This window comes from Sphingobacteriales bacterium, from assembly GCA_016719635.1.
Taxonomy (GTDB): Bacteria; Bacteroidota; Bacteroidia; order Chitinophagales; family JADIYW01; genus JADJSS01.
This window is the reverse complement of record JADJYT010000016.1, coordinates 240,383-259,390: the sequence shown is the minus strand read 5'-3', so window position 1 is coordinate 259,390 and position 19,008 is coordinate 240,383. Positions and strand designations below refer to the sequence as shown.

Genomic DNA, 19,008 nt, shown 5'->3' with positions numbered 1-19,008 from the left:
AAACTGAAGAATGAATTTAGCAGTTGACATAGGCAATACGCGCACCAAGATGGGTGTTTTTGACCAATCAGCATTGTCGACGGTGTTTACTTTCGATACATCCGAATCTGCCGTTCTGAAAGACATGATGGATGGATTTGATATACAGAGGGTCATCATTTCCAGCACCATCGATCTGCCGGATTATCTTTCAGGCATCACCTTGAAGGCCGAAAAGAATATTATTCTGAGCGAGACTACACCACTCCCCTTTTTGAATCAATATGCCAGTAAAAATTCTTTGGGGAAAGACCGGTTGGCGCTGGTTGCTGCCGCACATGCCCGGTTTCCGCATCAAAATAACCTGGTGATAGGTTGCGGCACCTGCATTACCTTCAATTTTATCAATAATCGGGATGAATTCCTGGGAGGAAGTATTCATCCCGGATTGAAAATGAGACTGCTGGCGATGCATACATTTACCGGAAAATTGCCTTTAATAGAATTGGAAAACAAGGCCGAACTGATTGGAAATGATACTAAAACCAACCTGCTTTCCGGCGTTTTGCTGGCTGCGTCCAAAGAAATAGACGGAATGATAGATGAATATTTAGTTAAATTTCCTCAAATGAACATTATTATTACCGGCGGAGATGCTGATTTGTTGGTTTCTCGGCTTAAAAAGGAGATATTTGCCATTCCCAATTTAACACTTATGGGGCTCAATCATATATTGGAATACAATGCGTAATACCTTTCTACTTTTATTCTTTTTTACAATTGCCATCCAGTCATCAGTGGCTCAGGAGCATACCCCGTATTCCCGATATGGATTAGGTTTTGCTGCTGACAACAATAATGCTCAGTCCGCGCAGATGGGGGGATTGGGTGCTGCGTTCCAGTCCGGTGAAACAGTAAACTATCTGAACCCCGCTTCTTATGCCGCTTTACAGCTGACCACGTTTGACGCAGGCTTTGGCGGTAACTTTACGACACTAAGAACCACGGCTTTAAGAGCTAAGCAAAATACCTTTAGCCTGAATTATGTTTCTTTGTTTTTTCCTGTAAATAAATACTGGACAACCGGCGTTTCGTTATTGCCTTTTTCGGCAAAAGACTACCTGGTTTCGCAAACACAGACATTTGATACCTCCAACAGTGTTAAATACGAATATGAAGGAACTGGAACACTGTATAATGTTTCTTGGGGAAACGGCTTCAAGTATAAGGGGTTTCATTTGGGGTTTAATATAGGGTACTTATTTGGAAAACTCAATAACAACACGTTGGTTTATCCTTTAGATAAAATAACGGGTTCTTTTGATAATTCGGCTTATACAACCTGGACGTTTACGGATACCAAGGTTAGCAGTGTCATATGGAATGCCGGGGCACAATATAATCTCACCATAAACAGTAAGAAAGACAGTTCTAAAATTTATAATATCGTATTTGGTTTATCTGGTTCTGCACCCATTAAATTCAGCAAAGGCACCAATATAGATAATGGGACCTACTCTTTTGAATCCGGCTATCTGAGCTCCAGAACACCGGATGCCGGCGTGAATGATTTTATAACGGACTTTATCAGACCAAGAACACTGACGACCGGGATTCTGGATACGCTTTCTGAAACATTCGGCCAAGCAGCCTCCATAAAAATCCCGGCTACTTTTAATATAGGGATAATGGCATCCCGTGGAATAAAATGGAAGGTCGGAATTGATTTTAAGTTCCAGCCTTGGAGCAAATATGTGGGTTACGAAAATAATTCCGCTTCCCGACTGAGTAATAGCTGGAGAGTTGCTTTCGGCGGAGAGATATTGCCCAATGACAAGGATTTCTCAAAATTCTTTGCCCGCCTGAAATACCGGGCCGGATTTAACTATACCAGAACCAATATCAATATCAATAATAAGGCAATCGATGAGTTTGGCATAAACTTTGGAATAGGTATACCTATAATCATTACCACAGCGAGCAATGAAGGATTACTACAGAAAGTCTACACGTATGCTTTTAACATCGGAGTGGAAGCAGGAAGCAGAGGGACTATACAAAATAACCTTGTCCGTGAAAACTTTGTACGTCTTAAATTCGGCATTTCTTTAAATGACAAATGGTTTGTAAAAAGAAGATACTATTAATAAATATGCTTTAGAAAATGAAAAAAATTGCTTTGATTCTTGGTTCTTGGTTCTTGATGCTTGGTATCCTGCAGGCTCAAAACTGTCCTCGGTATATTGACGGCGACAGTATCAAAACCACTCCTGCGTATTCTATTTACCGGGAATTCTTTAAAAAGAACTTATATGGTGATGCATTTCCACAATGGAGAAACATGTATGCAAATGCCCCTGGTTTCAGAAAACAAACGTTTATCGATGGCGGAGTAATGTATACCAATCTGATTCAGACGACTACCGACAATACATTGCGTCAGCAGTATATTGATACCCTGTTCATGATTTATGACAACCAGATTAAATGTCACGGAGAAGATGAATATGTTCTCGGTAAAAAAGCGATTGACTTATTGAAATATGGAAAAAATGCAGATATTCCGCAGGCGCGTAAATTCCTTGAACAAAGCATACAGATAAGCGGTGATAAGGCATTTCCCTATTACATCCAGACCTATTTCAAGTTATTGATCAATCAGAATGGTGTAGGGGATATTACGCCGGATTTTATAAAATTGAAATACGATGAGTTAACCGCTGTTATAGATAAAAATATTGCCAAGCCCGATAATAAGCAGCTGCAGGCATATAAAGAGGTTAAAACCCTGATAGATGATTTATATACACAAAATTTCGCAGATAAAAGCGATCCGTCGGACTGTGCAAAATTATTGGAGATATACCTGAAGAAATATAATGCAAATCCAAATGATCCTGACGTCGTGCGTACGGTATATACTAAAACAAAAGGCTGTGCGGACAGCTCTCTGAATGTTGAGTTCCTGAAGAAATTGAACCAACTCGACCCCAATTACAGTTATGCCATTCGCTTGGGGAGTATTTACATGAAGAACAATCAGTTTGACGAAGCTTATGTGTTATATGAAAATGCAGTCGCTAAGGAAAAAGATTCCAGCAAGAGAGCAGATTTATATTATATCATGGCTTCATTGAAAGCGGATAAAAATGATTTTGCTGCCTCTCGTGAGATGGCAAGACTGGCGCTTACGCTGAATCCTAATTTAGGGAAGGCTTATCTGTTGATAGGAACGTTGTATGCAGCCAGCGGAAAATTATGCGGACCCGGCACCGGCTTCCAAAGCCAGATTGTCTTATGGCCGGCATTTGATTATTTCCGAAAGGCAATTGAGGTAGGTACAGATGACACCAAAACAGAAGCTCAAAAGATGATTTCTACCTATACGCAGTATTTGCCGACAAAAGCAGAGATAACAGCTAAAAAATTAAAAGCCGGCGCTCCTTATACCATAGGTTGCTGGATCAATGAAGCGACAACGGTTCAGGTAAAATCAGGTGGCGGTGCGCCCGGAGTTGAAAAAAAAAACTAACACCGGCATCTCCCCCAAAAACCAAACCCAAAAAATAAAAATAAAACAGTCAGCACTATCCGGAAATGAAGATCCATTTCCGGATTTTTTATTTCGACAACGGATACATGCTGTCATGTAAATTGTAAATTTACAGAGCAATGGAGTATTACAACTATATCAAGTCGCTGCATATCATTTTTGTGGTAAACTGGTTTGCCGGGTTGTTTTATATGCCAAGGTTGTTTATCTATTCCAGAGAGGCCAGTGAAAAAGACGAACCGGAAAAATCCATTCTGGTAGGGCAGTTGCTCCTGATGCAGCGTCGGCTTTGGTACATCATTGCCTGGCCGTCCGCAGTCATCACTTTGTGCCTGGCGGTATTATTGCTGACAATCCAGCCAGGATTCCTGACTCAAAGCTGGATGCAGATCAAACTTGCATTTGTTTTGGGTTTGTATGTCTATCATTTCTCGCTGCAGTATATTTTTAAACTTCAGCAGAATGAAATTTTTAATTACACCTCGACACAGTTGAGGATATGGAATGAAGTAGCTACCATCTTTTTATTTGCAATTGTTTTTCTGGTGATAGTAAGGACCAACTTGAGCTGGCTAAGCGGCATTGCCGGGCTGATTATCTTAGTTGTCGTTCTAATGCTTGGGATAAAACTGTATAAAATCATTCGTGAAAAAAATGAAAGAAAACCTTAAAAGATATTTTTTCCCCGCAGTATTGGGATTTGTCATACTGCTGTACCTGTACAGAAAGTCAACGCAGTCCATTATCAATTTTCCATGTTGGATAAACCTGACTTTATTTTTGGCTGCTTTTTGTGTGGTTGCGGCATGGGGCATTGGATATGTTCAAAAAAAGCAAGAGAACATTAAAGAGAATGCGACAAAATTTATGTACGCAGTATATGGAATCATTCTTGCATCGTTATTATTTTTTCTGATAAAGATTCCCGTAAATTATTATATTATTCAGTCTTCCCGGAATAGTTCGCCGGAGGTCATAAAATGTCCGCTGACTTATTATTCCAAATCTCTGAAGAAACAATCAAAATATATCACATATCAGTGGAACGGCAAAAAATACCGGCTGAATATTGATGCAGATACCAGAAAGAAACTCAGGGATAATCCGACAGCTATCATCCTTTATGTCAGGAAAGGCGCGTTGAATACCCGGGTCATTGATAAATATGAACTGGATTTACAATAAGATTCCTGTCAGCATATACATATTCAGCCCAAGGATAATGGCTGCTATCACCCAGGCGATTCGTTGCAGCCAGGGCCCGTTTACAAAACCACCCATCTTAAGGCTGTTGCCTGTAAATTGAATCAGGGGGATGACAGCAAAGCTTAACTGGAGGGACAGGATTACCTGACTGAAGACCAACAGCCGCCCGGTGCCGCTTTCACCATATAAGATGGAAATTATTAAGGCGGGAACGACCGCCACCAGGCGAGTAATCAGCCTTCTCAGCCACGGTTTTAGACGTATGTTGATGAAGCCTTCCATCACTATTTGTCCCGCCAAGGTTCCTGTTAAGGTGGAGTTTTGCCCGCTGGCCAATAGTGCGATGGCAAAGAATGTCGATGCGAATTTTACACCTAAGATAGGCTCCAGTAATTTGTGGGCATCATTGATATCAGCAACTTCATGGTGGCCTGTAAAATGAAAGGCGGAAGCCGCCAGTATTAATATGGCGGCATTGATAAAAAAGGCAAACAACAACGAAACCGTTGAATCGATTGTGGCGAATTTTATCGCTTCTTTTCTGCCGTCAGTTGTTTTTTCAAAATTACGGGTTTGAACGATACTGGAATGTAAGTACAGATTATGTGGCATTACCGTAGCGCCTAAGATCCCAATGGCAATATAGAGCATATCGCCGTTCGTAATGATTTCCGTATCCGGCAGAATGCCGTTGACAACGGCTGCAAACTCCGGTTTGGATATTAATAATTCGTAGCTGAAACAGCAGAATATAATAAACATCAACCCACCCACGAATGCCTCCAGGTATCTGAAACCGCGGTTCTGCAACATAAGCAGGATCAGTACATCCAATACCGTAATAATGATGCCGATGGTGAGCGGTATGCCAAATAGTAAATTGATGGCAATGGCGGACCCAATGACTTCTGCCAGGTCGCAGGCGGCAATAGCGATTTCACATAAGATCCAAAGCACCATACTGACCGGTTTGGAATAACTGTCTTTACATGCCTGCGCCAGATCTCGCCCCGTTACGATACCTAATTTCAACGATAAATGCTGTAGCAGGATGGCAAACAGATTAGAAATTAATATAACGGATAAGAGTGTATAGCCGAAACGCGAACCGCCTTCTATATCTGTAGCCCAGTTGCCCGGGTCCATATATCCGACAGCCACCATCAATCCGGGCCCGCCAAATGCCGCCAGTTTTCGCCAGAATCCTCCTTTTTTAGGAACGGCAATACTCGCAAATACCTCCGGCAACGAAACAATGGTTCGTTTTAATTTCCAGTTATCTTCTTTGAACAGCATGATTTTTTAGCTTGTGGTCAGCGCAATGTTAGAATATAAATTTTTAAGATAACAATATTTTTTTTAGATTAGCCTAAATTTTTATAATCATGACAACACTAAGCGCCGTGGAGGAAAATTACCTCAAGTATATTTTTCAGTTGAGTGAATTGAATGAAGGCGGAACGGTAAAGACGAATGACTTAGCCTACAAACTGGAACATTCGGCAGCTTCGGTTACAGATATGCTTAAAAAGCTATCAGACAAAAAACTGGTGGCATATAAGAAATATTACGGTGTTTCTTTGACCAAAAACGGGATGCAGATTGCCGTCCAGGTATTGCGCAAACACAGGCTGTGGGAAACATTTCTGGTGAAGAACCTGAAATTCACCTGGGATAAGATACATGATATTGCCGAACAGCTGGAGCATGTCCGGTCAGATGAACTGATAGACAGAATGGATGAATACCTGGGACATCCCAAATTCGATCCGCATGGGGATCCTATACCCGATAAGCAGGGAACTATTTTAGTCCCGAATGTCATTTGTCTTGCAGATGCCAAATTAAAAAGGCAATATTTGCTGGCAAATGTGAACGATGAATCAGCTGCATTTTTAAAATACCTCAATAAGATTCAATTAGAACTGAACGATAAAATCAAGATTATTGACAAAGAAGAATTTGACGAAACCATATTATTAATTGTCAATGAACGGAAACAGCTTACCATCAGCAAGGATGCGGCACAAAATATGTGGGTAAAAGCACTATAGAAAAGAGAGATAATACGATTCTGCTTTTTTACTTTTACATAGTGAGCATTAATGTAATCAGCACCGATAATTTTCCTGTTCCCGTTAAGATTATAGTGGAGTCCAGGAATTCGTCACGTGTGTCTCTGGGTAAAAGTGAGATTATTGTACGACTACCCAAACATATTTCAGTGGTGGACAAGGAAAAAACGCTGAAGCAGTTCCTAGCATGGGCGAAAAAGCAGATTCACGAAAAGAAATATTACCAGGAACACCAGCATAGCATAGCCTATTATCAGGGAAAAACCCTGCAGATTTTTCAAACCACTTTTACCATAGATATAGAGTTCATCGCTGGCGGGAAAAATAAATTAAGCTACCGGGGCGAAAATGTTTTAAAAATATATCTGCACGAGCATCTGTCGGATAAAAAACAGGTGCAGGAGATACAGCGGTTTCTGTTGCGTTTTACAGAACGATACTTTCTGCCGGAAATTCAAAGGAGAACATCCTACTGGAATGACATCTATTTCAGGGAAACCATTCAGAAGGTGGACTTAAAACATACTATCTCCCGCTGGGGCAGTTGTTCTGCTGCCCGGAAGATCTCTTTTTCTACCAAGCTACTGCTGACACCGCCTTCTGTCATTGATTATGTTATCGTGCATGAACTGGCACATCTCAAGGAGATGAATCATTCCTCCAGATTCTGGAAACACGTGGCTGCCGCCATGCCGGATTATGCCATCCATCGGAAATGGCTGCAACAAAACGGCAGCAAAATCAGTTTTTAGAATATCATTCTGGGTGCTGTTTTGTATCTTTGCTGCATGAAAATATCGCATTTACTGCCGCTTTTTGCCTGCTGTGTTCTTATTTCCTGTAAATACAGCAAGGAACCCAAAACGTTTTCTCATGAGAATGTCAGTATCCAATATCCTTCTTATCTTTTTGAAACGGATGATGTATATCCTGCAAAAAACACACTTTTGCAGGTGAAAAATGATTACCGGGATATTTTCTTTATTCTGGTAGATCATGGTATGAAACCCGGTGAGCAGGGTTTTGATATCATGTACGACTCCATTACCACTCAGTTGAAAAAGAATCTAAAGGAACCTAATATCGAGGCAAAAGACACGACATTTGTTACAAAAGACAATCTGAAGGTAAGAGAACATCAGATATCCGGTATTGTATCTTCTGAGAAGCAAGACCACCGGTTCTTGTTTGTACTGGATGTTTTTGAAACAAAAGACGGGCATATTTATCAGACTGCAGGCTGGCTGCTGCGTCATAAAAAACAGCTGTGGCTGAAAGACTTGCAAAATGCAGCCTATTCGTTAAATGTGCAATAAAGAGTTTCTTTATAGGTTTTTGTAATCAAAATTCTATAAAACATTTAACGTTTGCATCCGTTTATATGCGTAACTTTGAATTATTGGATAGTTTAGAAAAAATACCCGCTGCCGACCCGACTGCCGCCGAGCGCAAACAAGACCACATTCAGCTTGCGTTCCGCTCACAGGTAGAAAGCCTGTCTATTGATAAAAGGTTCTCCTATGAACCGATGTTATCGGCACATCCCGCACAAAAACCTGTATCGTTTCCGTTTCTGGGTAAAATGTTGAATGCACCGATTTGGGTATCCAGTATGACGGGTGGTACGGAAAAGGCGTATCAGATTAATTCCAATCTCGCAAAAGTGTGTCATGAATTTGGCATGGGCATGGGATTAGGTTCCTGCAGGGCTTTGCTGGAAAGCGATGAACGTATCCGTGATTTCGATTTCAGAAAAGTCATCGGAGATGAGTCGCCGTTTTATGCCAATATTGGTATCGCGCAATTAGCCGCCTTGCTAAAGAACAGGGAACTGTATAAGATAGACCAACTGGTTGATAAATTACAGGCAGACGGAATTATCATCCATGTGAATCCATTGCAGGAATGGCTGCAGCCGGAAGGTGATAAGATAACGGAGGCCCCCGTTAAAACTATTCAGCAATTTCTGGATAAAACCAACCAAAAGGTTATAGTAAAAGAAGTGGGCCAGGGGTTTGGAAAAGAGAGCTTGCGCGCTTTGGTGCAAATGCCGGTAGAAGCAATAGAATTTGCGGCTCATGGCGGCACTAATTTTTCTAAACTGGAATTGTTGCGAAGCAGCGAAACACAACTGGAGGTCTTTAACTCCATTTCACATATAGGACATAGCGCAGAAGAGATGGTTGCATGTATTAACGAACTGAAAACAGAGTTGGGCGCTAACTTTACCTGCCGGCAGTTTATTATTTCGGGAGGTATACGGTCTTTTCTGGATGGATATTACCTGATGGAGAAATTACAGGCAGATGCCGTATATGGGCAAGCCTCCGCTTTGCTGAAATATGCAGAAATCGGATACGATGAATTGTATGGGTATGTAGACAATCAGCTGAAAGGGCTGCAGCTGGCAAAAGCATTTTTTAAGGTGAGATAAACGTCCGGATACTATGGGCAAGAAGATACTAATTGTTAACGGCCATCCCAATAAAAAAAGTTTGAATTTTGCCCTTGCAGAAGCCTATAAGGAAGGTGCGTCAGCGGGCAACTCGGAAATAAAGGAGATTATCATCAGAGATTTACAATTCAGTCCGAATCTTCCATATGGTTATCAGAAACGCACGGAGCTTGAACCGGATTTGCTGGATGCATGGGAAAAGATAAAATGGGCGGAGCATTTGGTCTTTGTTTTTCCAATCTGGTGGGGTGGTATGCCGGCAATGATGAAAGGTTTTTTTGACAGACTCTTTTTGCCGGGATTTGCCTTTCAGTATAAGGAAAATTCTGTCTGGTGGGATAAATTGTTAACTGGAAGATCAGCTCATATTATTTGTACAATGGATACTCCATATTGGTATTTCAGGCTGGTCTATGGCAATCCGGGGATAAACCAATTAAAGAGAACCATTTTACAGTTTTGCGGAATCACCCCGGTAAGGGTGACGGTGTTTTCGCCCATAAGGAATATTACAGAAGACAAAAGGGAATCACACCTTAAGAAGGTTTTACAATTAGGAAAAATTTTAGCATAAAAAACACATACCTATGAAAAATATAGCGGGATATTCCAAACTCAGTAAAGAGGAAAAAATAGACTGGCTTGTATCCAACTATTTGAATGATGATCAGGAGGCAAAGGCAGAATTGATTTCTTACTGGCATCGTGATTTGAAAACGCAAAAGGTCTTAGATGAGTTTTCAGAAAATACCATCACCAATTATTTTTTCCCGTATTCTGTTGCACCTAATTTTTTGATTAACGGCGACTATTATTGTTTGCCCATGGCAATAGAAGAAAGTTCTGTAGTGGCAGCCATGTCCAACGCGGCAAAATTCTGGAGTACCCGAGGCGGTTTTAAAACGGAAATTTTAGGCACCACGAAAATCGGGCAGGTACATTTTATTTATAAAGGAGATGAGGCACAATTAAAGGCAGATTTTCCAACCATCAAAGCACAGTTGTTGGAAGGCAGCAGGTATATCTCTTTTAATATGGAACAACGCGGCGGAGGGGTTAAAGAGATAGAACTGGTAGACATGACGCAGTACGAAGACGGTTATTTTCAATTGAAAGCATCCTTTAATACCTGCGATTCAATGGGTGCCAATTTCATCAATACCTGCCTGGAAGAATATGCTTCGACACTGAAAGAAACAGTTGGGAAAAACCCTAAATACGGAACGGTGAAAGTGATTTTAGCCATCGTTTCCAATTACACACCGGATTGTGTGGCTCGCGCAACGGTGGAATGCAGAGTGGAAGAACTCGGAAGTTTCGGTGATATAAGTGCGGAAGAATTTGCGGAAAAAGTACGTATCGCCGTGAAAATTGCAGAAGTGGATCCGCATCGTGCGACCACGCACAACAAAGGAATCTACAATGGGGTGGATGCTATGATTATTGCTACCGGAAATGATTTCCGTGCGGTGGAAGCCTGCGGGCATACCTATGCGGCACGCAACGGAAGATACGGTTCCCTGACGCATTGCACGGTGGAAAACGGCATCTTTAAATTCTGGATAGATTTGCCGCTGGCGGTCGGGACCGTGGGCGGTTTGACACAATTGCATCCACTGGTAAAACGCAGTTTGCAGATACTGGGCAACCCGAATGCCGAGCAGCTGATGATGTTTTGCGCGGTGGCGGGACTGGCACAAAACTTTGCTGCATTGAAAGCCATGACAACGGTGGGTATTCAGCAGGGACACATGAAAATGCATTTGCTCAATATCCTGAATCATTACAACGCCACCGAAGAAGAAAAAGAATATGCGTTGGTATATTTTAAGGATAAGATTGTTTCATTTACCACGACGCGTGTGATGCTGGAGCAATTTAGAAGCGCAAAAGATGGGGTAAAATAATTCCGGAATCTGTTGTTGAATGAAGACCTACCACGCCCACGGGAAATTATTGCTTACTGCAGAATATTTTATTCTGGATGGTGCCATTGGCCTGGCGCTTCCAACAAAATTCGGCCAAACACTCACAGTTCAAGAAACAGCAGGAAAAGGAATTTTATGGGAAAGCATCGACCATGAAGACAACCTCTGGTTTGAAGCAAGATTTTCAGATTCTTTAGAAATCATTTCAGCCAGCGATAATGGAGTTGCAAAAATGCTCCAAAGTATTCTTCAAACCTCTCACCTCTCACCTCTCACCTCTCACCTCATCACAAAACTCGATTTTCCGCAAGATTGGGGACTCGGTTCTTCCTCCACCTTAATCAGTTTGGTGGCACAATGGAGCGGGGCAGATCCGTATGAAATATTGTCAAAAACATTTGGCGGAAGCGGATATGATATTGCCTGTGCAACAGCCAGACAGCCGATTACGTTTCAGAAGTTCCCAAATCTCAAATCTCACATCTCAAATCCTGTAGAATATCAGCCTTCATTTTCCAACCATCTCTACTTCGTTCATCTCGGCAGAAAACAAAATTCGCGCGAAGGAATTCAGCATTATAGAAACCTGACGGTTGATAAAACACCCTATATTGAACAGATTTCCGAATTGACCTGTAAAATCATTCAGGCTAATGAACTCGATGAGTTCTGCTATTACCTTGAAGTTCACGAGAACATCCTGTCGGATGCATTAGGGTTAGAGAAAGTAAAAGAAATCCGGTTTAAGGATTTTCCCGGAACCATTAAATCATTGGGGGCGTGGGGCGGAGATTTTGTGCTGGCGGCATGCGATGAGTCTCCGGAAAAGATAAAACATTATTTTTCAGATAAAGGATTTCCTACTGTCCTCACTTTTCAGGAAGTTATATTAACGTAAATTGTTGGAGTGTGCATATCTCTTTCTTTCAGGCACGCTTTAAATTTTGTATATTGGGCGGTTGCAAAAAAGTAAGCCGGAGATGGTGTAATTTTTGAGTGACACTACTAACAGCATTTCATGAAGATAACCGGCATTAAGGAAAGAGCGGAAACCGCCAAGCAGTTGTATCCCTATCAGGAAGAATATATCCAGCGTATATTTCAGCACCTGCAGGAAAATGAAAAACGGGAAAACATTGTTTTCCAATTGCCGACGGGTGGTGGTAAGACCGTTATCTTTTCTGAGATTTCCAGAAAATATATAGAGGAACATCAGAAGAAAATTTTGATTCTGACACACCGTATTGAGTTGCTGAAACAGACATCCAACGCATTGGAAGAAGCCGGCATTCATTGTAAGCTCATTACCAGTGAAGTGGATGATATCCCGGACCAGCAGGAGTATTTATGTTTTCTGGCGATGGTGGAAACGCTCAACAACCGCCTGAAAGATGATGAAGAATATTTACAGGACATAGACCTGGTGATTGTGGATGAGGCGCATTATAATTCCTTCCGAAAAATATTTCACTATTTCAGGAATGCAATCATTTTAGGTGTAACGGCTACACCTCTGAGTTCCAATCAGAACTTACCGCTTCGACAGAATTATAAGAAGCTGATTATCGGCGACTCTATTAAGGAGCTGGTCTCGAAAGGCTATCTGAGTGATGCCACCACCTATACCTATGATGTGCATCTGGGTGGACTGAAAGTAGGGATAGACGGCGACTATACAGTCAGTTCTCTCGACCGGATTTACATGCATTTTGATATGCATGAAAAATTGCTGCGTGCCTATCAGGAAAAGGCAAAAGGGAAAAAGGTGTTGATTTTTAACAGTTCTGTTGCAACGTCTAAATCCGTAGAAAAATTTTTTACCGATCAGGGTGTGGCCATCAAACATCTAGACAGCACCAGCAACAAGCAGGACAGAAAGGATGTGTTGGCTTGGTTGAAAGAAACACCGGATGCAATTGTCACTTCTGTTGGAATTCTTACAACCGGTTTTGACGAGCCAACAGTGGACTGTATCATTTTAAACAGAGCGACCCGTTCGCTTACCTTATATCATCAGATGATAGGACGGGGCAGCAGACGTCTGCCAAGCAAGAGCCATTTCACCGTAATCGATTTGGGTAATAATGCCAGACGTCTTGGTTTGTGGCAGGATTATATAGACTGGCGGGATGTATTTATCAATCCGGAAAAATTCCTGGAGCATCTGTATGAGCGCGAGATACAGATGGAAAAAGGATTGATTTACGATTTGCCGGATACGGTAAAAGAACATTTCCCTAACACAGAGAATTTTGATTTTGATATGGAAAGAGAGTATTACAACTTATATAATAAAGGAAAGAAAACACTAGAGTGCCTGGATGTTTCCATAGAAAACCATTTCCTGCGTGTTAAAGAGAATACGACCAATTATCTGGATGCATTGCCATTGATTAATGCGTTGCAGGATGAAATCCAATACCGGCTGAATGTCTATATCAGCTGTCTGAGCAAGGCTACCAAGAATTATTTCAATTACCTGCTGGAAAGCTATAATGAGAAGCTGCATGCCAAGCTGAAAGGCGCTTTGCCGTTTAGTGAAGAATAACTTCCGGAGTCGTTATTTCTTATGCTTATAGTAATGCATCAGGAATCCAATGATGTGGACTACCGAGAATACCAGTGAGAAGACAAACAATCCCGTATCCGGTTCTGTTGCTGTCTTGTGATGAATAATCGCTACAATTATCAATACGATGGACGTCATTAATCCGGATGAACTGATAACATATGCCTGTCTGTTGTCTTCCGAACCTTTTCCGATGTGACTGTTCTTGATACCGTATAAGATGTAAAGGTCAAATCCTATAATCATCCAAACGACCAGTCGTATCCAGGTATCCAGCGGGAGGAATACCATCATGAATAAACAGGTGACAATGCCTAATATCGGCACCAGTGGCACCAAGGGCGTGCTAAAGGCTCTGGGTGCTTCCGGCATCTTTACCCTTAAGATCATTACGCCAATACAGACTAATATAAATGCAAACAACGTTCCTATACTCGTCATCTCGCCTACCACTCTGCCGGGAACAAACGCTGCAAATAAGCTCACAAATACGGCAAACAACATATTGGATTTAAAGGGCGTTTGAAATTTGGGATGTACTGCTGAGAATACTCTTGGAATCAGCCCGTCTCTGCTCATGGAAAAGAATACCCTGGATTGACCAAGCAGCAATACTAAGATCACGGAAGAGTAACCCGCCAGAATGGCCATGATAACGCCTTGTTTCAGCCATACAAACGGTGTGTGGGATATGGCAACAGCGACCGGAGCAATACCGTCCTGGCCCTTGAACTCATTGTAGTTCGCCAATCCTGTCATCACGTGTGCAAATAAAATATAGAGCACCGTGCAAATGGCCAGTGAACCTAAAATACCAATTGGCATATCCCGTTTCGGATTTTTGGTTTCCTGTGCAGCGGTAGATACTGCATCAAATCCTATATAGGCAAAAAATACAATGGCAGCTGCCCTTACAATACCACTCCAGCCATATTCACCGAACTTTCCGGTGTTTTCAATGATATAAGGAACATGGTTTTGCGGATTCATGTATTTCCAGCCTAAGATGATAAATGCAAAAACGACTACGAGTTTTAGTGCGACAATCACGGTGGTGAAGGTGGCGGATTCTTTGATACCTCTGGCTAAAATAAGTGAAACGATAACGATAATGAAAACAGCCGGCAGGTTAATCATACCCTGTACTACAGTTCCATCTGATAAGGTGGCGGAATCGAATGGAGACATCACCAGTTGGACGGGCAAATCGATACCCAGATTGGAAAAAAACTTTACAAGGTACCTGCTCCAGCTGATGGCTACCGTTGCTGCACCCACCGCATATTCCAGTACCAGATCCCACCCAATAATCCATGCCACAAATTCTCCCATCGTTGCATAGGAGTAGGTATAGGCACTGCCGGCAATGGGAATCATCGATGCAAACTCGGCATAACATAATCCAGCAAAAGCACAGCCAATCCCCGCAATTACAAAAGAAAGCGTGACGGCAGGGCCTGCATTATTTGCAGCAGCGCCGCCGGTGATGGAAAATAATCCGGCTCCGATAATGGCTCCGATGCCTAAGGCAATGAGGCCGCCTGCTCCCAGTGTTTTCTTTAATCCTTTCTCAGATTCATCTGCTTCCTGCATTAACAGGTGTAGGGGTTTTCTAGCGAACAGGTTGGCCATAGGAATAGGTTATGGATAAGTAAAATGAAATATTTACAGAGTGAATATAGAAATTATACCTGAATATTTACGTTCAGCTACAGGTATTTATCGCCCTTTTTCATTTTAATATCGTGGGTAAATTCTTTAATACGCTGTTCTTCGTCCTTATTACAGATCAAAAGGACATCTTTGGTGTCAACCACAATAAAATTTTCCAAACCCTGAATCACGACTAATTTATCGTTGGGAACGTTTATGATATTATTGGTGGATTCGTAAACCACCACATTCTTTCCATTGACCGCGTTATTGAAATAATCTTTCTCTTTTTCCGCATAGAGGGAAGCCCAGGTGCCTAAATCGCTCCATCCGAAACTGGAAGGCAACGTGTACACATTGTCGGCTTTTTCCATAATTCCGTAATCAATGGAAATGTTCGGGCAGGTGATAAATGCTTTTTCAACGGCATTTTTTTCATTTCCGGTGAGCAGGCTGGATTCCGCTTCTACAAAGGCATCATATACTTCCAACAGATTCTTTTCCAGAGAAATCAGAATACTTTTTACATTCCAGATGAAAATACCACCATTCCATAAAAAATCGCCGCTTGCCAGAAACTGTTTGGCAACTTCCTTTTGTGGCTTTTCTGTAAACGTTTTTACTTTGTGTATGCCTTCGCTTACTTCCTCTTCAAAATACTGGATGTAACCATATCCCGTATCGGGTCGGGTCGGACGGATACCCAATGTGCATAAAGCATTGTTTTTGGATACAAAATCTATTGCCAGATTGGAAATCCGCAGAAATTCCTCCTCGTTTAAGATAATATGGTCAGAAGGAGCAACAATAATGTTGGCGTCCGGATTTAACTTGTTGATTTTGAATGCGCTGTAAGCTATGCAGGGTGCCGTGTTTTTACGTGCAGGTTCGGTCAATATCTGCTCATCGGTAATGTCAGGAAGCTGTGATTTGACCAGATCAATGTAATCGGCATGTGTAAGGATAAAAATATTCTCTTTAGGACAAATCTTCAGGAAGCGGTCATAGGTGCATTGTATCAGCGTTCTGCCGACACCGAGAATGTCTAAAAATTGTTTTGGAACTGCTGTACGGCTGGCAGGCCAGAAACGGCTGCCTATACCTCCCGCCATGATGGCTGCATACGTGTTGTTGCTCATAGTCAGATGCAAAGATAAACAAATCAACCGCTGAAAAAAAGAATACCTGCCTGTTATTTGAAGGTAGTATGAATATACAATTAATTAAAACAGCGATAATCAATTTTAACACTTAAAACCGCAGGTATTTCGGTATTTTTGAGTATATTAATGTAGTAATTGCGTTCTCCATTTGCGAGAACGTTTTTATTCTAACAACAGATTTTATGACAGCTCAACCCATTTCTATTTCAGGTGCATTAAAAGAGTATTTCGGTTTTGAAAAATTTAAAGGCAACCAGCAAACCATTATTGAAAGTATACTTTCCGGGGATGATACTTTTGTAATCATGCCGACCGGCGGAGGCAAATCACTCTGCTATCAGTTACCGGCCATTATTTCGGAAGGAACAGCCATTATCGTTTCCCCGTTAATTGCCCTGATGAAAAACCAGGTGGACTTAATCCGCGGATACAGCAGCACGGATACTATAGCACACTTTATCAATTCTCAGTTAAACAAGTCTCAAATCAATATTGTCAAGAAAGACATCACCACCGGAAAATGTAAGCTGCTGTATGTGGCTCCCGAGTCTTTGGTAAAACAGGAAAACATCGATTTTCTTAAAACCATCAAGATTTCTTTTGTGGCCGTTGATGAGGCACACTGTATTTCCGAGTGGGGACATGACTTCCGCCCTGAGTACCGTAAAATAAAAGGGATGCTCAACGAGATTGAAGATAATATTCCGATAGTCGCCCTTACTGCCACCGCCACACCGAAAGTGCAGTCGGATATCGTCAAAACACTGGGCATGAAAAAACCGAATGTGTTTATTTCTTCTTTTTTAAGAGACAATCTGTATTATGAAATACGTCCGAAGCCAAGCAAACAGGACGCCATAAAGGATATTATCCGCTTCATCAAAAAAGAAGGCAGCAAATCCGGTATCATTTATTGCCTGAGCCGCAATTCTACGGAAGAGCTGGCGGAAATATTACAGGTGAACGGTGTCAATGCGGCCGCCTATCATGCCGGACTGGATGCGCACGTGCGGAGTGAGCGTCAGGACCAGTTCCTGATGGAAGACGTGCAGGTGATAGTGGCAACCATTGCATTCGGTATGGGTATCGATAAACCCGATGTTCGTTTTGTCATTCATTTTGATATCCCCAAATCACTCGAAAATTATTATCAGGAAACCGGTCGTGCCGGACGTGACGGGTTGGAAGGAAACTGTATCGCCTATTATTCTCCGAAGGAAATACATAAGTTTGAAAAATTCATCTTATCCAATAAAGAGAAATCGGTATCGGAAAAAGAAATCGCCGTGATGCAGCTGAGCGAGGTGGAGGCCTATGCGGAAAGCGGAGAATGCCGCAAGAAATTTGTGCTGCATTATTTCGGTGAAGAGATGGGCAACTGCGGCAAGTGCGACAACTGCCTACACCCGAAGGAACAACTGGAAGCCAAGGAGGAAATTAAATTAGCCCTTCAGGTAGCGGCCGAAACCAGTGAACGAGTCAATATTCCGAACACCATCAACATCCTGATTGGCAGAAAGTCTGCAGATATCACTACCAATAATTACGATAAATTAAAGATTTTCGGGAAAGGTGCGGAACACGACATGCTGTTTTGGAATTCGGCGGTGCGTAAGGCCATACTCCTGAATTTGCTGGAGAAGGATATTGAACAGTATGGTGTTTTGAAACTCACGGATGAAGGAAAGAGATTCATTAAAAAACCGTCCTCGGTAAAGATTGTCTTGAACAATAAATTTGAAGATGGGGAAGATGATGAAGAGTTGCAGTTAAATGGAAAATCCGGCAGTGTGCTGGAACCTGCATTGATGTCTATTCTCACAAGTATCCGAAAATCGGAAGGTGCAAGGCTGAAATTACCGCCTTATGCCATCTTCTCCGAACAGTCTCTCGAAGAGATGGCAACGTTTTTTCCTTTTGATAAGGAAGAATTATCCAAAATGCACGGTGTCAATACGGCGAAAGCGCAAAAATTCGGAGAGCCGTTCCTGAAAGCGATTAAAAAGTATGTGGAAGATAATAATATTGAGCGTTCTGCCGATTTTTCCATCATCAAGACAGCAGACAAGAACTCCAATATCAAAGTCAATATCATTAAATCCATCGATAAGAAAATGCCGCTGGAACACATCGCCAGTTCATTCGGATTGAACATGGAGGATTTGATAACGGAACTCGATTCCATTGTTAATTCAGGCACTAAGGTAAATATCAATTATTACCTCGATGATGCGGTTGATGAAGATATTCAGGAAGAGATTTATGATTACTTCATGCAGGCGGAAAGTGATGATGTTAATGTTGCCTATAAAAAATTGAAAGCAGAAGATATCGAACTGCGCGAAATACAACTGGTCCGACTCAAATTCCTGAGTGAAGTGGCCAATTAGAAAGGTTATTAAAAGATAAAAAGTCGGACACTTGTGT

Annotated in this window: 17 protein-coding genes; 14 read left to right on the top strand and 3 right to left on the bottom strand. The window is 41.8% G+C overall.

What is annotated here, in order from left to right; all coding sequences use genetic code 11:
- Positions 1 to 10 precede the first annotated feature (10 nt).
- From IPM95_15885 to IPM95_15865, 5 genes are all read left to right on the top strand, one after another.
- A complete protein-coding gene (locus IPM95_15885) occupies positions 11 to 730 on the top strand; it encodes a type III pantothenate kinase (GenBank protein MBK9330738.1) in 720 nt (239 codons plus the stop codon).
- A complete protein-coding gene (locus tag IPM95_15880) occupies positions 723 to 2,126 on the top strand; it encodes a hypothetical protein (GenBank protein ID MBK9330737.1) in 1,404 nt (467 codons plus the stop codon). Before IPM95_15885 ends, IPM95_15880 begins: the two co-directional genes overlap by 8 nt.
- A gap of 17 nt (positions 2,127 to 2,143) precedes the next feature.
- Positions 2,144 to 3,511, top strand: a complete 1,368-nt coding sequence (locus tag IPM95_15875; GenBank protein ID MBK9330736.1) for a hypothetical protein — start codon at positions 2,144 to 2,146, stop codon at positions 3,509 to 3,511.
- 140 nt (positions 3,512 to 3,651) lie between these two features.
- Positions 3,652 to 4,203, top strand: coding sequence for a CopD family protein (locus IPM95_15870; protein MBK9330735.1), 552 nt, complete (start codon positions 3,652 to 3,654; stop codon positions 4,201 to 4,203).
- Complete coding sequence (locus IPM95_15865) at positions 4,187 to 4,717, top strand: hypothetical protein (protein ID MBK9330734.1); 531 nt, start codon at positions 4,187 to 4,189, stop codon at positions 4,715 to 4,717. Before IPM95_15870 ends, IPM95_15865 begins: the two co-directional genes overlap by 17 nt.
- Here IPM95_15865 and IPM95_15860 read toward each other — a convergent pair.
- Positions 4,709 to 6,034, bottom strand: a complete 1,326-nt coding sequence (locus IPM95_15860; protein MBK9330733.1) for an Nramp family divalent metal transporter — start codon at positions 6,032 to 6,034, stop codon at positions 4,709 to 4,711. The genes IPM95_15865 and IPM95_15860 overlap by 9 nt on opposite strands.
- A gap of 89 nt (positions 6,035 to 6,123) precedes the next feature.
- On the opposite strand from IPM95_15860, the gene IPM95_15855 reads away from it, so the two are divergent.
- From IPM95_15855 to IPM95_15820, 8 genes are all read left to right on the top strand, one after another.
- Positions 6,124 to 6,792 (top strand): metal-dependent transcriptional regulator, encoded by a 669-nt coding sequence (locus IPM95_15855; protein ID MBK9330732.1) that lies wholly within the window; start codon positions 6,124 to 6,126, stop codon positions 6,790 to 6,792.
- Positions 6,793 to 6,833: 41 nt separating this feature from the next.
- Positions 6,834 to 7,565: a M48 family metallopeptidase gene (locus IPM95_15850; protein MBK9330731.1), complete on the top strand. Its 732-nt coding sequence runs from the start codon at positions 6,834 to 6,836 to the stop codon at positions 7,563 to 7,565.
- 36 nt (positions 7,566 to 7,601) lie between these two features.
- Positions 7,602 to 8,129, top strand: a complete 528-nt coding sequence (locus tag IPM95_15845) for a hypothetical protein (protein ID MBK9330730.1) — start codon at positions 7,602 to 7,604, stop codon at positions 8,127 to 8,129.
- 65 nt (positions 8,130 to 8,194) lie between these two features.
- Positions 8,195 to 9,247, top strand: coding sequence for a type 2 isopentenyl-diphosphate Delta-isomerase (locus tag IPM95_15840; protein ID MBK9330729.1), 1,053 nt, complete (start codon positions 8,195 to 8,197; stop codon positions 9,245 to 9,247).
- 13 nt (positions 9,248 to 9,260) lie between these two features.
- Positions 9,261 to 9,842 carry an NAD(P)H-dependent oxidoreductase gene (locus IPM95_15835; GenBank protein ID MBK9330728.1) on the top strand — a complete coding sequence of 194 codons (582 nt, stop codon included), beginning with the start codon at positions 9,261 to 9,263 and terminating at the stop codon, positions 9,840 to 9,842.
- A gap of 13 nt (positions 9,843 to 9,855) precedes the next feature.
- Entirely contained in the window at positions 9,856 to 11,175 is a 1,320-nt protein-coding gene (locus IPM95_15830) for a hydroxymethylglutaryl-CoA reductase, degradative (protein ID MBK9330727.1), read from the top strand.
- A 19-nt stretch (positions 11,176 to 11,194) separates the two neighbouring features.
- Positions 11,195 to 12,094, top strand: coding sequence for a GHMP kinase (locus tag IPM95_15825; protein ID MBK9330726.1), 900 nt, complete (start codon positions 11,195 to 11,197; stop codon positions 12,092 to 12,094).
- A 120-nt stretch (positions 12,095 to 12,214) separates the two neighbouring features.
- Complete coding sequence (locus IPM95_15820) at positions 12,215 to 13,744, top strand: DEAD/DEAH box helicase (protein MBK9330725.1); 1,530 nt, start codon at positions 12,215 to 12,217, stop codon at positions 13,742 to 13,744.
- A gap of 12 nt (positions 13,745 to 13,756) precedes the next feature.
- On the opposite strand, the gene IPM95_15815 is transcribed toward IPM95_15820, so the two are convergent.
- Together IPM95_15815 and IPM95_15810 are read right to left on the bottom strand one after the other, a co-directional pair.
- Entirely contained in the window at positions 13,757 to 15,397 is a 1,641-nt protein-coding gene (locus IPM95_15815) for an amino acid permease (protein MBK9330724.1), read from the bottom strand.
- A 77-nt stretch (positions 15,398 to 15,474) separates the two neighbouring features.
- Positions 15,475 to 16,557: a mannose-1-phosphate guanylyltransferase gene (locus IPM95_15810; protein ID MBK9330723.1), complete on the bottom strand. Its 1,083-nt coding sequence runs from the start codon at positions 16,555 to 16,557 to the stop codon at positions 15,475 to 15,477.
- Positions 16,558 to 16,763: 206 nt separating this feature from the next.
- Between IPM95_15810 and recQ the strand changes: the two genes are divergently transcribed.
- Entirely contained in the window at positions 16,764 to 18,971 is a 2,208-nt protein-coding gene (gene recQ, locus IPM95_15805; GenBank protein ID MBK9330722.1) for a DNA helicase RecQ, read from the top strand.
- Positions 18,972 to 19,008: the final 37 nt, after the last annotated feature.